Source organism: Butyricicoccus sp. AF18-9LB (genome assembly GCF_027684505.1).
GTDB classification, from domain to species: domain Bacteria; phylum Bacillota; class Clostridia; order Oscillospirales; family Butyricicoccaceae; genus Agathobaculum; species Agathobaculum butyriciproducens.
Window position 1 is genome coordinate 288,650 of the sequence record NZ_JAQCWA010000001.1, and the last position, 17,215, is coordinate 305,864.

The window sequence follows — 17,215 nt, forward strand, 5'->3', positions numbered from 1 at the left end:
TTTACTCCTCCTTCTGCGGCAGTGCAAGGGAGGCACGAACCACATTGTGATCGCTCAGCTCCGGCTGTGTATACCGGGCCAGCGCACTGTCCTGCGCAGCAAAGCCGCAGTCTGCCGTCAGTGTAGAAATCACACTGCTGCAGTGCACGGTAAAGCCGCGCGGCAGCAACCAATCCAGCTTCATATGCAGGCAGCCGCCCTCCGGCAGCGGTTTGCGCCGTGTGCAGTCCGCACCGCCCGAAGCCGCCCGCCATGCATAGCCTGCTGCGGTGCAGTCCTGCAGAAGCGGTTCATACAGGTCGATCATTTCGATCGCCGCAGCCAATTCCTCCGGCTCGTCACACAGATGACGAATCACCGCCTTATCGCGTCCGTCAAAGGTATTGGTATTGAGATCGCCGCCCAGCACAACGGGAATCCCCGGAAATACACGCTCAACCTCCTGCAGTACAGCTTTCATCTGCTGCAGGCGTCCCGCGCCGCTCGTCCGGTTTTCCAGATGAATGGATACCGCGCCGACCTCCTGTCCCTGCACATCAAGCTTTGCAAAAACCGCATTGCGGCCGCCGATGCGCTTCTGTCGGTCATAATACCAGTTATACTGCTCCGGCAGACGGAGCACCTCTGCCCACAGGATCGGCCAGCGCGAAAAGATTGCATTGCCGTGAAACCCGTGTGCAGCGTCCTTCAGCTCGACAAACTCCAGCCCGAACACATACTGCATTCCCAACGCACGGGCGATCTCTGCGGCAGTATCCCGCTCGCCCGACCGGGCACAGCCGCTATCCAGCTCATTGGCCAGGATCAGGTCATACGGCCGCAGCGCCGGGCATTCCCGGAGAAAATCTACTGTTTCGGCAAGACATATGCCCCGCTCCATGTTGAACACCAGCGGATTCAGTTCTTTCTTCTGCGGCACCGCACCCGCAAACCGGGTCACGATCTCCGCCTCAAAAAACTGAGGGATATCCTGCATCACCGCATCCTGCGATTCCTGCTCCAACCGTGCCGCAGATTGCAGCACGCACTCTTTTGTCAGTTTTTCCATACTGCTCCCCTTTACAGGCGGCGCGGCATCGGTTTTTTGTACAGCTTGAAATATAGCGTCCACGATACCGCGTTGCCGACAAGGATCGGCATCAAGGTATACAGGAAGGTCACATACAGCATCATATTCCGGGCAGCAGGCTCCAGCTGGAACGCTGCGACCACGCACATGATCGTGATAACCGGCAGGCTCGCAAAGCTGTAAGGCACGATCCGCTTATCCGGCAGCAGAAACAGGATGCAGCAGACCGCAGTACCCACCACAGAGATCAGACCGCAGTGGATCCAGTTCTCTGCCATGCCTCCGCCGAGAGGCAGATTGTCATGCAGTACGCCGGTCAGCAGTGCATACATACCGCCGAATACCAGACAGAACAGCAGATCCACGAAAAAGCAGGTAACTGCCATCGGACTCTTGCGCTTGCCTTCCTTGGTTACGAATAAAGCCATTCTGTATGCTCCTTCCGCTTTTACTATCCGCGGCAGGCTTTTCAGCCTGCCGCGTCCGTATCGTTTTCTCTTTTGATTACGTCTTAGCCAAGCAGCGTCCAGAAATCACGAACCGGGTTGATGTTCTCATAGATATCGGTAACGTTGAAATCAGAAACGTGCAGATCGCTGTACGGGGTGGAACCCTCAGCCGGTTCGATATCATCGCGTACCGGCCAGCCGCCCAGCGTATTGAAGTACTTGTAGCCGGATACATCGCCGTCTGCGCCGCCCATCATGAAGCGGACCAGCAGCTTGGCAGCATTCGGATGCTCGCACTCGCCGACAACATACAGGGTGTTGATCTGCGGGATACCAGTGGTCGGCTCGAGGTTTACCGGAGCGAGGCACCAGTTGTTATCCTCGTTCTTACGCAGCTTAGAGGAAGCGCAGAAGCCAATCGGCGGATTGGTCTGACCCTTGGTACCTACAGCTTCCGCGATCTCGTCAGAAGAAGAGGTGAAGATGGGTTCGTTGTCATGCAGACGCTTGAGGAACTCATAGCCTGCGTTCTCGCAGCCGTCGGACAGCGTCAGCTCTTTACCGTACAGCTCCTTGTAGGAAGCAGCCAGCTCATCCGGAACATCGCCTACGCAGAAACCGGTGATCCAGGAGCCCCATGCCAGATTATCCAGCGGGTTCTGCATCATGACACGGCCCTTCCAGTCCGGCTCGGTCAGCTGCCAGATATTCGTCACCGGAGAACCGTCCGGATAAGCTTCACTGTTGTAGAACAGCTGCGTCAGCTCGACATACATCGGGGTCTGCGTCTTGGTGTACTTTTCATCAATGTGCGACAGGATATCTGCCGGCTTGTAGTTATAGAACTTGCGCGGCAGAATATACTCGTTGTACAGCGTACCGTCCTGATCCTTGATATGCACCACATCGGCAACGTGCTGACCGGCATCATACTCACGGGTGACCTTTTCCAGCAGCTCGTTGGTGGAAATATCGAACGGCTCTACTTCAACGCCGGGATACTTCTCCATAAAGGCATTGGCGACCTTGGTGATACGGGAGGAAATCGAATAGATGGTTACCTTGCCCTCTTCCTTCGCCTTCTCGTACAGTTCCTCATCGGTCTCATCCGTGTTGAAGATACCGGAGGACTCTTCCCACTCGCTCAGCTGGAGCGTGCCCGCTGCCGCTGCCTCATTCGGATCCTGTGCAGCATCGCTGTCCGGATCCGTCGTCGCTCCGCCTCCGCCGCACGCGGTCAGCGAGAACATCATCGTTGCTGCCAGAATACCTGCTAAAGTGCGCTTGTGCTGTAACATTTGTTTTTCCTCCTTCAGTTTCCTCTCTTCGTTTCTTGTGAAAGTGTGCATTGCTGGTATGGTGCTTATTCAACCGAATACTTGATGAGGTTTTCGGTTTTCTTATCAAATACGTTGATCTTGGTGGTGTCGATCGACAGATAAACCACCTGATCCGGGCTGTAATGCGTAATGCCGAGTGCCTTGATGACCATGCTCACGCCGCCGACCTTGACGGTGACCAGAGTCTCGGAGCCAGCAGGCATCGAGGTGTAGATATGCGCTTCGATGTCGGACGGGGACTGACGCGAGGTGTTGATGGTAACCTGCTCCGGACGAATGCCGAGCACTGCATCGAACGATGCTTCCCGCGGCATATTCTCGTCCTTGAGATGATCGGTCGGGAATGTCATCCGGCCCAGCACGCTGTTTACTGTCAGACCGGAAGCGGAAACCTCTGCCTTGCCGTCAACAAAGTTGATGCGCGGGTTGCCGATGAAGTCCGCAACGTACAGGTTTGCGGGGTTGTTGTACAGCTCCAGCGGAGGTGCCACCTGAATGATGATGCCTTCGCGGAAAATCGCGATCTTGGTGGACATGGTCAGCGCCTCGACCTGATCGTGGGTAACGTAGATCATCGTCGTGCCGGTTTCGGTGTGCAGACGCTTAAGCTCGCTGCGCATATCCACGCGGAGCTTTGCATCCAGGTTGGACAGCGGCTCATCCATCAGCAGCAGATGCGGCTCGGAAGCGATAGCGCGGGCGATTGCAACACGCTGCTGCTGGCCGCCGGACAGCTCGGACGGGTAACGGTCTACATACTGGCCGATCTGCATTCGTCCAAGGGCATCCTTGATGCGGCGATCTACCTCATCCTTGGGCAGCTTCTGGATATTCAGACCGAACGCGATGTTCTCGCGCACCGTCATATGCGGCCACAATGCGTAGGACTGGAATACCAGGTTGAGGTCACGTTCGCTCGGAGGCGCGAAATGAGCCTCCGCAGCGTTGACGATTTCCTTGCCGTCCATGTGAATGGTGCCGTTCTGCGGCTTCTCCAAGCCGGATACTACACGCAGCGTGGTGGTTTTGCCGCAGCCGGACGGGCCGAGCAGCGTCATAAAGTCACCGTCTTCAATCGTGAGGTTTACATCCTTCAGAATGTGGTTCTTACCGTAGAATTTATCAATATGCTTCAGTTCAATTTTGCTCATTTTCCAAACTCCTTTTTTCCGGTTATACCATGCGGATCAACCGCCCATGCTCTTCGCCAGATCTGCGTCGCCAAAGATATTCGCCAGTGCGTATACCAGGAATACGATGGAGAACATGACGATTGCCACGCAGTCAGAAGCCTGCGGAGAGTTACTGTTCTGATACTGGAATGCCAAATACGGCAGCGTGGAGGTTTTCGGGGTCATCAGCAGGATGATCAGATCGAGTTCCTTCATAATGGAAACGAAGATCAGCATGAAGCCCGAAATGAAGCCGCCCTTGGAAAGCGGGAATACAATACGAATAAAGCGCTTGAAGAAGCCTGCGCCTGCAATCTCGGCTGCTTCCTCCAGCTCGCCGCCGATCTGCAGCATATTGGAGGTGCCGGCGCGGGAAGCGAACGGCAGATGCTTTACAACAGAGGTGATGGTCAGCAGGGCGAACGTGCCGTACAGGGACGGAACCAGTGTTACGCCGAACAGCTGCTGCGGAGTGGAGAACATCGACAGGAAGATACCGCCGAATGCGATGGACGGGATCAGATACGGAATGAATACCAACTGCTCTACGACCTTGCCGTGCAGCTTGCCGCGGCCCTTGGCGCAGATATAACCGATGATCTGACCGAAGATGGTGCCGAATACACCGTTTACAAACGTCAGCTTGAGGGAATTGATCAGCGAATTGATAAAGTTAGCATTCTTGAAGATACCCGGCTGGCCTTCCATTACCGTTGCGATCGGATCGCCGATCCAGTAGTGCAGCGTCAGGTTGGACAGCGAGTAGTCGCCCTGCCGGAGCATAAAGGACTCGAGGATCAGCAGTGCGATCGGCATAATGATGCCGAAAACAAAGAACAGGAACAGCACGGCCGTGATCAGCAGCTTATGCTTGCCCAGACGGATCGGGGTGGAACGGCCGCCCTTGCCGCCGATGGTGGCGTAGGACTTGCGCGAGCCGATCAGCTTCTGGTTGACGAATACCGAGATCGAAGCGATGCAGATCATGATGAGTGCCATGGCAAACGCGGTCTGGGTATTCTGGGACTTGCTGTTCATGTACAGCTGGCTGGACAGGGTCACGAAATTGACCTTAGAGCCCAAGTAGTTGATAACGCCGAAGGTGCCGATCGCCTTGGAGAAGGTCAGGATAACGGCGGAAAGCATAGCCGGCAGTACCAGCGGGAAGGTGATCTTGCGGAGAATGGTCGCCTTGCCGGCACCCTGGATCTCGCCCATCTCCTCCAGCTCGGAGTTGATGGAGTTCAGTGCTGCGGAAACCAGCAGATACGCATATGCGTAATAATGAAGCGAAAGCACGGTGATGATCGCGACCGGGCCGTATGCCAGCCAGTCGGGAACATTGATGCCGAGACTCATCAGGAAGCCTGGCGAACCGCCGATGCGTTCGGTCTTGAACATGGTCAGCCATGCCTGCGATTTACACCAGCTCGGGATCATATAAGGAATGATAACCGCCAGCGAGAAGAACGGCTTGAAGGGAAGATCCGTGCGGACCATCAGCCATGCAAGAACCGATCCGATCAGGATGGCGAAGAACGATACGCAAACACCGATTAGCAGCGAATTGAGCAGCGGCTGGAGCAGCATCTGCTTGGTCAGTGCGCTGCCGAGCAGGCGCTGCCAGTAATACAGTGTGAACGATCCCGCTGTGCCGCCCGCCAGTCGTGCATCCTTCTGTGCCAGCGTAAACGAGGTCGAAATCATATCCAGCAGAGGAAAAACGATCAAGTAGGTCAGCAGCACGATCGCGATCAGCACGATCAGGTTATATGGGTTGGTGACAACCGCCTTGATCTGGTTCTTTAACCTTCTGGATTTGGAGTAGTTCTGATCTTTTGGTTTCATTTCAGTTTTGCCCCTCCTTCAAATTCCGATTGTATTGTTCCACCGCGGTTACCACTTCAGGCAGCGAGCCGATCTTGACATCCGGCTCATACCCCATGCCGCGGTACTTTTCGTCTTTGTGATAAATGCGAGGGTTATCGATCTGAATCATCAGCGGCCATCCGGCGTTTCGCACACCGCGCACATCGCGGGAGATGGTATCTCCGACGTAGGCCGCCTGTTCTTTCCCGATTCTCATTTCGTTCAGCGCGATCTCGAAAATCTCCGGCCGCGGCTTGCGGATACCGCAGACGCTGCTCATCGTAATCGTTTCAAAATACTGCGCTATGCCGTGTTCCTCCAGAATGCGCGGTACGAAGGTCGTGCTCATAATGTTGGAGATTACACCCAGCCGATACCCGCGCTGCCTGAGAGCCTCCAGCGTTTCCTTCAGCCCCTCGCGTTTGACGATGTGCTTACGGTATCGGTCGAACATGTAGCAGAGCTCCTCGCCCAGTCCCGCAAGCTTTTCTGTCGGAATGTCAAAGTCCTTCAGGAAGAACTTCTGCCAGATCACATCCGGCGGCAGCTCGATCAGTTCCTGTTCGGTATAGGACTTGTATGCTTTGGCGCCTGCATTGATGTGCTCCAGAAGCTGCTCCGGCGTTTCTGCGGTGTAAATATGATTCATATGAAGGAAGCACCACAGTCGGCGGATATAATCGCGGTCACTCTCCGGGGTAGCGTCCTGTGTATGTACGGTTCCTCCAATATCGAAGAAAACAGCTTGTATCATAACAACTCCTCTCTCTTCCCTTTTTTCTTTACTCCTGCATTTTCATTTGCATCACGTTTTACGCAAACGTTTTCATTTCCTGATTCAACCGTACCACTATCTCCCGGCTATGTCAATAAAAAATCACATTCTCCTATCAAAGTTTTATGATATTCACAATTTACATCCAGGTGTTTTCGTTAATTATGCACAGTTGCTTTTCTCTCCACATTCCCGTATACTGTAATCAACGCAAACGTTTCCGTAGAAATGAGAAAGAAGGATTCGTATGAAATATGATCTTATGCTGATCGGACCCGCCACGCGGGACATCAATATCGACTATACCGGTCAGGAAGTCCGCGAAATCGGCGGCGCTGTATTCTTCTGTGCATACGCTGCCGCAGCCGCTTCCGCAAACCTTTTCGCTTCAGTCAAGATCCATCCGGACGATACCGATGTACTGGATGCATTTCATCTGGACAGCGACCATATCGCCGTGCTGCCCGCCCAATGCACCACCCTGATGCAGAACACCTACTTCACCGCCGACCGTGAACGCCGCAAGGCCGAATGCCTGGCACAGTCGGATGCCATCACTCCCGATCAGATCCCCGATGTGGACTGCGGCCTGTATCATCTGGCCGGTCTGCTGTACGGCGATTTCCCCAACGAGCTGATCCCCGCGCTTTCCAAAAAAGGCAAGGTATCCGCAGATATTCAGGGATTTCTCCGGCACAACGAAAACGGCCTGATGAACTTCCACGACTGGAAAGACAAGCTGACCTATCTCCCCTATTTTGACTTTCTCAAAACCGATGCGGCAGAAGCCGAGATCCTCACCGGTCTGACCGACCGCCGCGCTGCTGCCAAGCAGCTTTATGAATGGGGCGCAAAGGAGATCCTGATCTCGCACAACAGCGAAATGCTGGTCTATGACGGCAAGGACTATTATACCTGCCCGGTCAAGGCACGCAATCTGTCCGGCCGTACCGGACGCGGTGATACCACCTTCGGTGCTTATCTTGCCAAGCGCATGATGGGCGTTTCCATCCCGGATGCGCTGCTGTTCGCTACCGCAGCCGTTTCGCTCAAAATGGAAACCCCCGGTCCGCTGCAGGGTCCCGAACAGGCTGTCCTCGACTATATCAAGGAATTTTACGCCTGAGTCCATCCGGAACCGCTTCGGCACCCGGAACATATCTGATATTTTTCCCGCCTTCTGCCGTTATCCTTGTCTTTCCCCGGCAAATACGGTATTATATTCTTATTAAAACTACTATGGGAAGGAAGCGGCATCTATGCGACAGCACATTACCATCAAAGATATCGCCCGCATTGCCGGTGTTTCGACTTCTACCGTCTCCCGCGCACTCAGCAATTCGCCTGAACTGAGCGAGCAAACCCGCCAGCGGATCCTGGAAATCTGCCGACAGGAGGGCTACCGTGTCAATGCACTCGCACGCAGTCTGATCTGCAACAAAACCAACGTCATCGGCCTGATCGTTCCCGAGGTGACCAATCCGTTCTATGCCGAACTCTCTCTCGGCATCGAAACGCACGCACGCAGCCTCGGCTACAACATGATCCTGTGCAATGGGCAGAATGATCCCAAAGTGACCGAAGAGCTGTTCGGTTTCCTGATCAGTCATCAGGTTGACGGCATCATCCTTGCCAGCTCACAGCAGGATGCAGGAACCATGATCCAGAATTTCGCTCCACGACTGCCTACCGTTCTGCTCGGAACGCCGGCACTCGTCAGCGGCGATGAGGTCAACTCGGTCTGCATTGATAATCTGGCAGGCGGCCGTCTGGCAGCAGAGCATCTGCTGGAACTCGGCCACCGTGACATTGTCTATCTGGGCAACCGCCCCAACAGCCTGACGCACCAGCTTCGTCTGCGCGGCTTTACCGAAACACTGGAAAAAGCAAGTATCACCCCGCAGGTCATCGACAATCCGCATGGTTGCTCCTCGATCGACATCGGCTGTGCACTCAGCCGGGAGCTGTTCGCAAACGGCTGTTCCGCCACTGCGATCTTCGCCTCGACCGATTCCATGGCGCTCGGCGTATTGCAGGCAGCAGACGAATACGGCATCTCTGTCCCCGATGATATTTCCCTGCTCGGCTTTGACAACATCATTTATTCCGCACTGCCAAAGATCGAGCTTTCCACCGTCGATCAGCGCAAGCAGCTTCTTGCAGAAGCCACCGTTGATCTGCTCACGCGCATCATTGATTCGGATGAGCAGGACGAGTTCACGCACCGCATGATCCGTCCGACACTGGTTTCGCGCAGCTCATGCCGCGCATCAAAAAAATAAATCCACAGCACTGCGCACCGACCGCTTTTCTCTCTTAACCCTTTTATCACACACAATACACCAACAGGTCAACCGCAGCGCTGCTGATTGAGAATGCCGCAGGATTCTGCGGCATTCTCATACACCAAAAGGAGGATCTCATGTACCGCATTGAAACCCATCTGCATACCACCTACATCTCCCGCTGCGGCTGGCTTGGCGCAGAGGCCATTATGAAGTATTATACCGCTTGCGGCTATGACGCGATCTGCGTCACCGACCACTACAACCGCGAATGCTTCGACTATGCCGAAATTGATCTGACCACCCCCGGCAGTAAAACGCAGGCCTTCCTGCAGGGCTATCACCGGCTGAAAAAAGTGTCCGAAAAATACAATATCCGCGTGTATGCGGGTGCTGAACTGCGTTTTGACGAATCGGACAACGATTACCTGCTGTACGGCTTTCACGATGCCCTGTTGGCAGATCCGGATCGCGTCATGCGCGAGGGTCTGGCGGCCTTTGCCCCGCAATACCGCGCAGACGGCGCACTGCTCGTGCAGGCACACCCGTTCCGCAAAAAATGCACCCCCGCTCCGGCGGAATATCTGGACGGCGTCGAGGTGCTCAACCTCAACCCCCGCCATGACAGCCATAACGATCTTGCGCTGGCCTATGCCAAGGAGCATCATCTCATCATGACGGCCGGCTCGGACTGCCACCGTCCCGGCGATCAGGGTACGACCGGTATTCTGTCCGACACCCTCCCCGAAGACAGCTTCGGTCTTGCAGACCTGCTGCGTTCGGGCAACTATACCATCATCCGTCCCGAATGCACCGAGGATTGAGACAAAACGATACCATGTAAAAGCTGCTGTTGCCCCAACGCAACAGCAGCTTTTTTGTCGTACATCACGCTTTATCCCCGGTGCACCGCAAACGTTTTCCGTTTGTATTTCACCTTTTATTCTTCTTGTTTCATGCAGTTTGCCTTTTCTATTGTTCATTCTGCATAAAAGTATTTTTATTTCATTGTATATTCCGTATACGTTTGCGCTTGTTTTGCACAAAGTAATCTGGTAGAATATCATCAGTAAAAAAAACAAGACTGAATTGAGGTAATTGTAATGCGTAAGAATTTTTCCAAGTTTCTGATGAACACCGCTATGTTTGAGTTGTCCTGCGATCCCGGCACCACTAAGCTGTTCACTGCACACCGCACCAGCCGCAAGTAAGCTGCTCCTCAGAAAACACAAACTCCGCAAGCGAAAACGCTTGCGGAGTTTTTTCTGTTCCGGGCAGCGACAGCCGCCGGCTGCGCCCCCGTTTATGGTTTATCTTTCAAAGGATCATGCTGCAATGCGCTGCATGATGGTCGCCATCTCCGCACGGGTGATGGTAGACTTCGGCGCAAATACCTTGCCCGGCTTGCCCTGCACCAGACCGGTCTTTGCACAGTAGGCTACGCCTGCTGCTGCCCAGTCGGCAATCGTGCTGCCGTCGGTAAACTGCTTGACGATGCTGCTGTCTGCCGCGGTATCCTCACCGCTCAGCTTGCGCTGACGGGTCAGAAGCGTTGCCGCCTCCTGACGGGTCACACTGCGGTCGGGCGAGAATTTGCCGCCGCCGACACCCTGCATGATACCGGTCTTTTCTGCCCATGCAATCGCGGTGCGAGCCTGATGCGTTACCGGAACATCGCTGAAGCTGTCAGTCAGCTTGGTCTTGGGCTGGCCTGCCAGATTGTACAGTGCCTGTGCGACCTGTGCGCGGGTCAGTGCCTTGCTCGCGCCGAACGTATACGCCTTATCGCCGGAGAGCAGACCGTTCTTGGTGACGTAATCCGCCGCCTTGTAGTACCATGCGTTCGCCGGAACGTCGGTATAATCGGTAACGGATTTGCCTTCGCGCAGGGTGTTGCGGATCTCGTAGCTGTCCACTGCCTTGAAGCTGTTCCAGTTGTCCGCATCCTGCTTCTGGTAAGCGGTGCCCTTGATGGAATCCTCGCTGAACTCGATGATAGAGAATACCTGCTTATCCTCTTCATCGACGTAGAAGTCGGTGGAGTAGTCCGAACGAGCCGGAATGTACTCGTAGAACTTGTTGCCGACCGTGCCGCCGGTCAGATAGGTCGTGCCGTCGCCGGTGTTGACTTTGATGTCGTTCTTCACGGTAGAACGGATATAGATATGGTCATGGCCGTTGAGGAACAGGTCAACGCCCATGGCGTCGAGCGAATACTCGCTGTCGTTGATGTAATAGTCGCGTACATCCAGCGGATCGTGGTTGGAGGTATACGGGCCTGCGTGCGTCATAACGATGCGCCATTTCTTGTCGGAAGCATCCAGCACGCTCTTGCACCACTGCAGCTCTTTCTTCATGATCTCTGCCTTCTGATCCGCCGGAGTGACTTCGCCGTTCAGGATAACGAAGATAGCATCGCCATATTCGAAGTAGCCCATCGTGCGGTCAAACTGCGGATAGCCGGTCTTTGCGCCCGACATATTGAAGCGCTGTGCGAACGATACGAAATTCCAGTCGCCCTTCATCTCGTGGTTGCCTGCAACGGTAACGGTCGGATACTTGGCATAGTAATCGCCCATAACTTCAAAGCATGCCTCCCATTCGGTGGACTTATAGCCGTTCTGGGTGGTGTCGCCTGCGGAGATCATCAGATCCGGTTTCGGACAGATCTTGAGTGCCTGGTCGATGGAGTCCTTGAAGCTCATGTAGTTTTCAACAGATTCCGACTGCGGGTCCGAGTAGAAAATCACCTTAAAGCTCTTATCCTCTGCGGACTTCGGTGCGGTGAACGACTTTTCCTCGCTCATGAAGCTGCCGCCGTCGCCTACGCGGTATACATACTCGGCAGACGGTTTCAGACCGGTGATTTCCACACGATGTGCGGCTTTTTCCTTATAGCCTGCGGTTACGGATTCTACATAAGAGGTGCCGGACTTGCTCTCCCACTTGGAAGTGCCCTTGACCTTGTACTGGATAACGGTCTTGGTGACAGCGGGGTCAGTCAGCCAGCTGAAGCGCAGGCCGCCCTGTTTGGTATCCGGTGTAATGGTGATCTGATCGGGTTCTCCCTTTACCTTGCCGTCATCAATATTCAGCACGATCGGCTCGGACTTGGTGTACGGCTTGGTTACGGTTTCCTTGTTGGTCTTAACCTCGATATAGTAGAACATATCGCCGGTCTTATCAGTCGGCAGAGAAGCGGTGTAGGTGCCATTCGATTCCTTCATGGCAACAGCGGTATCGACCTTGGAAGAATCATAGCCGTAGTACAGTGTCGCGCTCTGTACCTTGTCGCTGGTGACGATGCGGGCAGAGACCTCGGCCTTGCCTTTATGCGGTGCGGTGTTCAGCGCGCGGGAGATGATGCGCGTGCCGCTGACGGTGTAATCCACTGCCGGGAAGATAGAGGCATCATAGCCGCGCAGAACAGGCTGCTTGCCGGAGGCACTCCAGTCCCAAACCTTGCTCATATCCCAGCCGAGTGCTTCATAGGTGGACTTATCCTGCATTTTTGCGGCGGAAACATCCTCCCACTTAATCGGCTGCTCGGTCGGCTCGTTGCCGGACAGCAGCGTGCCCTCCCATGCAATATTGCCGGTGATGTTGGTAGCTGCCTCGTCGTCGAGCTGACCGACGATCTTATCCACGTCCGCAACGCCGTTGATAACGGTCTGTGCAGAAACGCTGTCCTTGAGCGTTTCACCGGCGTTGAACGAGCCTGCAATACCGCCCGCATGACCTACCGTGCCGCTCTTTGCGATGGTATCGACCGTACCAGCTGCAAAGCAGCGTGCCAGATAGCCGCCGCCGTCCTGAATGCCGGCAACGCCGCCCGCATCATACGGAGCGGAAACGTCTGCGTTGACGTAGCAGTCCTCAACATGACCGACGATCGGGCCTTCGCCCTCCTTCAGCTTGCCGCAGATACCGCCTGCGGTGTGCGAGTTGGACAGATCCAGGCACTTAACCTCACCGGTGACAACACAGCCGGTAATCGTACCGTAGTTGACGCCTGCCAGCGCGCCGACGTTCTGCTGACCGGTAACGTAGCAGTCGAGCAGCGCAACATCCTTGATATACGCCTGATCGTCCTGATTGCCGACATAGCCGAACAGACCGGCATATTTCTTTTCATATTCTACGCGCAGTCCCTTGATCGCATGGAACTGACCGTCAAATGTGCCGGTAAAGCCCTGATCCTTTTTGGAAGCAATCGGCTTAAATCCTTTGACGCCGGTCATATCAATATCGGCAGTCAAAACATAATGTCCATCGCGGGGAGCGCCGTCCCTCCAGCTGCCGGACAGATAGAGCAGCTGGTCCGGGGTAGAGATTTCATAGCAGCCTGTTGCCTTATTATATACCGGCGGCTTTCCCTTGTCGCTGGCAGCAAAGGCTCCCGTCGGGAGCATCGTCAAAGCCATTGCAGCAGACAGTGCCAAACTGAGTATGCGTTTTTTCATGTATCTCGGACCCTCTTTCTTAAAATTTTGTTTCTTTCTCGATTCTGCAGCGAAATCTCATTCCTCCTCCCCGTGCAACAGATTCGTGTGGTCATGCATTCCGTTTTCTTTCTCGCAAACGTTTGCGTAACTTGTACTTATAATTCTATCCCTGTTCCGTCAGAAAAGCAATCTCACTTCTCACCAATCTTTTCAAGCAAAAATTATGCATTTCTTCCTCAACGCGTGTCCGCTGCTTCGCGCAGAAAAGCTCCCGCCGGAACCGATCAACCGTTCCAACGGGAGCTTTTCTGTAATTATCCCTGCTTGCGGGCAATGGCACGCAGAGCTGCCGCCGCAATATCCTCTGCAGTGAGGTTATACTGCTGCATAAGGAAATCCTGCGGGCCTACCTGACCGAAGCGGTTCTGGATGCCGATGCGCTCCACCGGAACCGGATTCTTTGTGCTCGTCAGGTTGGTAATGGCAGAGCCGAGACCGGTGCCGACCTGATGGTTCTCCGCTGTGACGATGCAGCCGGTCTCTGCAGCCGCACGGAGCACCAGCTCCTCGTCAAGCGGCTTCCAGGTGTGCATGTCGATCACGCGAGCGGAAATACCCTTTGCTGCCAGCTGCTCCTCTGCCTTGAGTGCCTCGTCTACCAGAATGCCGGAGGCAATAATGGTTACGTCCTTGCCGTCGCGCAGCGTAACACCCTTGCCGATCTCAAAATCAGAGCCGTCCGCATACACGGTGGTGAAGCCCTTGCGGATCAGGCGCATGTAGGACGGACTGCCGCAGGCTGCCAGCTTCCTGGTCAGTGCCTTGGTCTGTGCAAAGTCGCACGAGTCGATAACGACCGCGTTCGGGATGTTCATGTACAGCGCACAGTCCTCAAACGGCATGTGGGTTGCGCCGTTGAACGCTGCGCAGACACCCGGGTCGGAACCGATCACATGCACCGGCAGTTCAGAGTAGCCTGCTGCCAGAAATGCCTGATCGAACATGCGGCGGGCAGCAAAGCAGCCGAACGAGTGCGCGAATACGGTCAGGCCGGTGGCGGCCATGCCGGAGGCAACGCCCATGGCGTTCTGCTCCGCGATGCCTGCGTTAAAGGTCTGGGCCGGGAACGCCTTCAGCAGCTTTCCGGTGTTGATGCAGCCCATCAGGTCGCAGTCAACGTGCATCAGCTTAGGGTTTTCCGCCATCATTTCGAGCATGGCTTCTACATAGCCGTCGCGGTTGGCGCGGCTGTCCTTTTCATGCTTGCCGATCAAAGTAAAACTCATTGTGTTCCCCTCCCTTACTTTTCGTTTTTCACTGCAGTCAGAGCGGCTTCGGATGCGGCGATCGCTTCATCCCACTGCTCCTTGGTCGGCTGAGAAGAATGTGCGCCGGACGGCTCGGCAAAGGTTGCGCCCTTGCCCTTTACGGTGTTCAAAATCAGGCAGGTCGGCTTGCCCTTGCACGCCTTCGCCTGCTCGAGCGCGTTATAGATCTGCTCAACATCGTTGCCGTCGGCTACGTCAATAACATTCCAGCCGAATGCGTCAAACTTGGCGCCGATACCCTTGCCGTGACTCATAACGTCGGCAACCGCGCCGTCCAGCTGGCGGCCGTTGTTGTCCACGAGACAAACGAGGTTATCCAGCTTGTAGTGCGCTGCAAACTGCGCGCCTTCCCAGATCTGGCCCTCGTCACACTCGCCGTCGCCTACGGCAACGTAAACACGGCTCGGACGATTCTGCGCACGATTGCCGAGCGCCGCGCCGATGGCTTCGCTCATGCCCTGACCGAGCGAACCGGTCGTCAGGTCAACGCCGATGGTCTTGCTGCGGTCGGTATGCGACGGGAAATTCGTGTTCGGCTGGTTGAGCGTGTACGCGCTCTCCATCGGGTAATATCCCTTGAGACCGAGCGTCGCATACATGACCGGGCCGCCGTGTCCCTTGGACAGAACGAACCAGTCGCGGTCCTCCCAGCGGGGATTCTTCGGGTCGATATGCATAACCTCGCCATACAGCACCGCCATAGCATCCGCCATCGACATCGAGCCGCCCACATGGCCGAAGCCGCGCGACGCGATCACCTTGAGCGTTTCCAGACGGATTTCCGCCGCAAACACACGCAGCTCGTGCAGTTTTTGCTTATCCATTGCTTTCCTCCTTGAAATTACGGTTTGCAGAACAAAACCCGCCCTTCCGCAATAAAAAGGACGGGTCTTGTTAGTTTTTATCGGTGATATTGCCGCTTTCGTATCGGTCTGCCGGTTAGACATACTCCATTTTGACATGGAACCGTCAGACCTTCCTTATGCAGCAGTTCTCACAGAATTTACTTTATGTTTTAGCCAATGCGCGCGATCTTCTTCGCCAGTTCCTTCTTCATTTCCATGTTGGACTGACGAGCGATCATAATGCGCTGTGCCTGCGGCGAGCCTGCGCCGTGCATGGACTCGGGCAGGTAGCCGACAGCAGCGGTGCCCATGGTCATGTTCTCGATCAGGCGCAGCAGACGCATACGGTCCTCGGTCGGGACAGAAGCCACACCCTTGAGGTACTTCTCGATGTAATCGTGGGTTGCCGGGTTGCGGTAATCTGCCTCGGACGGCTGAGTAACCATGATGCCGCCGGCCAGATCCTGTGCCAGACGAGCGATCTCATACGGGAAGCGGGTGACGTTCTGCTTGCAGACGTTCGCCAGAAGCAGATCAATGAGGTAGTTGCCGCTCTTGGTCTTGGTGCCCTGAGACGAGCACGCAATGCCGCAGCAGTACAGGGTTTCGTTCAGGTGGGTCATCTCGATCAGCTTGTCCTTGACGTGGGACGCCTTCGCAGAGCCTGCCATCTCACCTGCCAGTGCGGTAGCGCCGATGAGCACATCGCCTACACCAACCTTGCAGCCGCCATAGGACTGACGGTGATAGCCTGCAAAGCGCTCTACCATCATGCCGGCGAACTGGGTCTCGCCGTTGAGGAAGATCATGTCATTCGGGATAAATACACGATCGAAAATAACCAGAACCTCGTGACCGCCGTAAACCTTGTTGCCGACATCAATGTCGTTGTATTCCTCGGTCTTGCGGGTGTCGCAGGACTGACGGCCCAGAATCAAGGTAATGCCTTCCGCGTCGGTCGGGCAGGCGAAGGAAATCGCGTAGTCCTCGTCGCCTTCACGCATGGAAATGGTCGGCATAACCAGAACGTAATGGCTGTTCAGGTAGCCGGTCTGGTGTGCCTTCGCGCCGGTAACGTAAACACCGTCTGCCGTACGCTCTACAACGTGCAGGAACAGGTCGGGATCCGCCTGCTTGGACGGAGACAGACCGCGGTCGCCCTTAACGTCGGTCATCGCGCCGTCAACGCCCCAGTCGTTGTTCTGTACATCGGTCCAGAACTTGACAAAATTCTCGTGGTACTTGGTGCCGCATGCTTCATCGGTCTCGAACGTAGTCGAATAAACCGCATTTGCTGCATCCATGCCTACACAGCGCTGGAAGCACGCTGCGGTCTTCTGACCGAGCAGACGCTGCATCTTTACCTTCTTAATGAGATCGTCCGTAGACTGGTGCAGATGGGTAAAACGGTTTACCTTTTTGCCGGTCAGATTGGACGTTGCCGTCATCAGATCTTCGTACTGCGGGTCCTCTGCCAGCTCGTACGTTGCTGCAAACGAGTTGAGCGACGGACGCACGATCGGGTTGTCCACTACGTTCTCGACCTTCTTGCCGAAGCTGTACAGATTGAGGTGCAGCTTTCGCAGGGATTCGATGTACTGGTCTTTTGTCATCATGATATCATCTTCCTTGTCCTTT

At 55.1% G+C, this 17,215-nt stretch carries 13 protein-coding genes; 3 read left to right on the forward strand and 10 right to left on the reverse strand.

Annotated elements, in window-relative coordinates; genetic code table 11:
• Position 1: 1 nt before the first annotated feature.
• The 6 genes from PGY33_RS01240 to PGY33_RS01265 form a co-directional block, all read right to left on the reverse strand.
• Entirely contained in the window at positions 2–1,048 is a 1,047-nt protein-coding gene (locus tag PGY33_RS01240) for an endonuclease/exonuclease/phosphatase family protein (RefSeq protein ID WP_270476986.1), read from the reverse strand.
• Positions 1,049–1,059: 11 nt separating this feature from the next.
• Positions 1,060–1,497, reverse strand: coding sequence for a hypothetical protein (locus PGY33_RS01245; protein WP_118360253.1), 438 nt, complete (start codon positions 1,495–1,497; stop codon positions 1,060–1,062).
• Between the two features lie 83 nt (positions 1,498–1,580).
• Entirely contained in the window at positions 1,581–2,816 is a 1,236-nt protein-coding gene (locus PGY33_RS01250; protein WP_270476989.1) for an ABC transporter substrate-binding protein, read from the reverse strand.
• 65 nt (positions 2,817–2,881) lie between these two features.
• Positions 2,882–4,009, reverse strand: a complete 1,128-nt coding sequence (locus PGY33_RS01255) for an ABC transporter ATP-binding protein (RefSeq protein ID WP_117751212.1) — start codon at positions 4,007–4,009, stop codon at positions 2,882–2,884.
• Between the two features lie 36 nt (positions 4,010–4,045).
• Entirely contained in the window at positions 4,046–5,878 is a 1,833-nt protein-coding gene (locus PGY33_RS01260; RefSeq protein WP_118668063.1) for an ABC transporter permease, read from the reverse strand.
• A gap of 1 nt (position 5,879) precedes the next feature.
• The gene (locus PGY33_RS01265) at positions 5,880–6,653 is read right to left on the reverse strand and encodes an HAD family hydrolase (RefSeq protein ID WP_118668062.1); all 774 of its coding nucleotides are present in this window, start codon (positions 6,651–6,653) and stop codon (positions 5,880–5,882) included.
• 268 nt (positions 6,654–6,921) lie between these two features.
• On the opposite strand from PGY33_RS01265, the gene PGY33_RS01270 reads away from it, so the two are divergent.
• The 3 genes from PGY33_RS01270 (at position 6,922) to PGY33_RS01280 (ending at position 9,783) form a co-directional block, all read left to right on the forward strand.
• Positions 6,922–7,800, forward strand: coding sequence for a PfkB family carbohydrate kinase (locus tag PGY33_RS01270; RefSeq protein ID WP_192924436.1), 879 nt, complete (start codon positions 6,922–6,924; stop codon positions 7,798–7,800).
• 133 nt (positions 7,801–7,933) lie between these two features.
• Positions 7,934–8,956 (forward strand): LacI family DNA-binding transcriptional regulator, encoded by a 1,023-nt coding sequence (locus PGY33_RS01275; RefSeq protein ID WP_270476992.1) that lies wholly within the window; start codon positions 7,934–7,936, stop codon positions 8,954–8,956.
• A 140-nt stretch (positions 8,957–9,096) separates the two neighbouring features.
• A complete protein-coding gene (locus PGY33_RS01280; protein WP_117751218.1) occupies positions 9,097–9,783 on the forward strand; it encodes a PHP domain-containing protein in 687 nt (228 codons plus the stop codon).
• Positions 9,784–10,284: 501 nt separating this feature from the next.
• On the opposite strand, the gene PGY33_RS01285 is transcribed toward PGY33_RS01280, so the two are convergent.
• The 4 genes from PGY33_RS01285 to PGY33_RS01300 all read right to left on the reverse strand — a co-directional run bounded on the left by PGY33_RS01285 (position 10,285) and on the right by PGY33_RS01300 (position 17,193).
• A complete protein-coding gene (locus PGY33_RS01285) occupies positions 10,285–13,422 on the reverse strand; it encodes an S-layer homology domain-containing protein (protein ID WP_118479040.1) in 3,138 nt (1,045 codons plus the stop codon).
• A 296-nt stretch (positions 13,423–13,718) separates the two neighbouring features.
• On the reverse strand, positions 13,719–14,690 hold the full coding sequence (locus PGY33_RS01290; RefSeq protein WP_118479038.1) for a transketolase family protein: 972 nt from the start codon (positions 14,688–14,690) through the stop codon (positions 13,719–13,721).
• A gap of 14 nt (positions 14,691–14,704) precedes the next feature.
• Complete coding sequence (locus tag PGY33_RS01295; RefSeq protein ID WP_118479036.1) at positions 14,705–15,556, reverse strand: transketolase; 852 nt, start codon at positions 15,554–15,556, stop codon at positions 14,705–14,707.
• A 191-nt stretch (positions 15,557–15,747) separates the two neighbouring features.
• Entirely contained in the window at positions 15,748–17,193 is a 1,446-nt protein-coding gene (locus PGY33_RS01300) for a 4-hydroxyphenylacetate 3-hydroxylase family protein (RefSeq protein ID WP_118479034.1), read from the reverse strand.
• Positions 17,194–17,215: the final 22 nt, after the last annotated feature.

What these genes read in the sequence shown, in the direction of transcription:
- PGY33_RS01240 (WP_270476986.1), bottom strand. Translation starts at nt 1,048, where the DNA reads ATGGAAAAACTGACAAAAGAGTGCGTGCTGCAATCTGCGGCACGGTTG.
- PGY33_RS01245 (WP_118360253.1), bottom strand. Translation starts at nt 1,497, where the DNA reads ATGGCTTTATTCGTAACCAAGGAAGGCAAGCGCAAGAGTCCGATGGCA.
- PGY33_RS01250 (WP_270476989.1), bottom strand. Translation starts at nt 2,816, where the DNA reads ATGTTACAGCACAAGCGCACTTTAGCAGGTATTCTGGCAGCAACGATG.
- PGY33_RS01255 (WP_117751212.1), bottom strand. Translation starts at nt 4,009, where the DNA reads ATGAGCAAAATTGAACTGAAGCATATTGATAAATTCTACGGTAAGAAC.
- PGY33_RS01260 (WP_118668063.1), bottom strand. Translation starts at nt 5,878, where the DNA reads ATGAAACCAAAAGATCAGAACTACTCCAAATCCAGAAGGTTAAAGAAC.
- PGY33_RS01265 (WP_118668062.1), bottom strand. Translation starts at nt 6,653, where the DNA reads ATGATACAAGCTGTTTTCTTCGATATTGGAGGAACCGTACATACACAG.
- PGY33_RS01270 (WP_192924436.1), top strand. Translation starts at nt 6,922, where the DNA reads ATGAAATATGATCTTATGCTGATCGGACCCGCCACGCGGGACATCAAT.
- PGY33_RS01275 (WP_270476992.1), top strand. Translation starts at nt 7,934, where the DNA reads ATGCGACAGCACATTACCATCAAAGATATCGCCCGCATTGCCGGTGTT.
- PGY33_RS01280 (WP_117751218.1), top strand. Translation starts at nt 9,097, where the DNA reads ATGTACCGCATTGAAACCCATCTGCATACCACCTACATCTCCCGCTGC.
- PGY33_RS01285 (WP_118479040.1), bottom strand. Translation starts at nt 13,422, where the DNA reads ATGAAAAAACGCATACTCAGTTTGGCACTGTCTGCTGCAATGGCTTTG.
- PGY33_RS01290 (WP_118479038.1), bottom strand. Translation starts at nt 14,690, where the DNA reads ATGAGTTTTACTTTGATCGGCAAGCATGAAAAGGACAGCCGCGCCAAC.
- PGY33_RS01295 (WP_118479036.1), bottom strand. Translation starts at nt 15,556, where the DNA reads ATGGATAAGCAAAAACTGCACGAGCTGCGTGTGTTTGCGGCGGAAATC.
- PGY33_RS01300 (WP_118479034.1), bottom strand. Translation starts at nt 17,193, where the DNA reads ATGATGACAAAAGACCAGTACATCGAATCCCTGCGAAAGCTGCACCTC.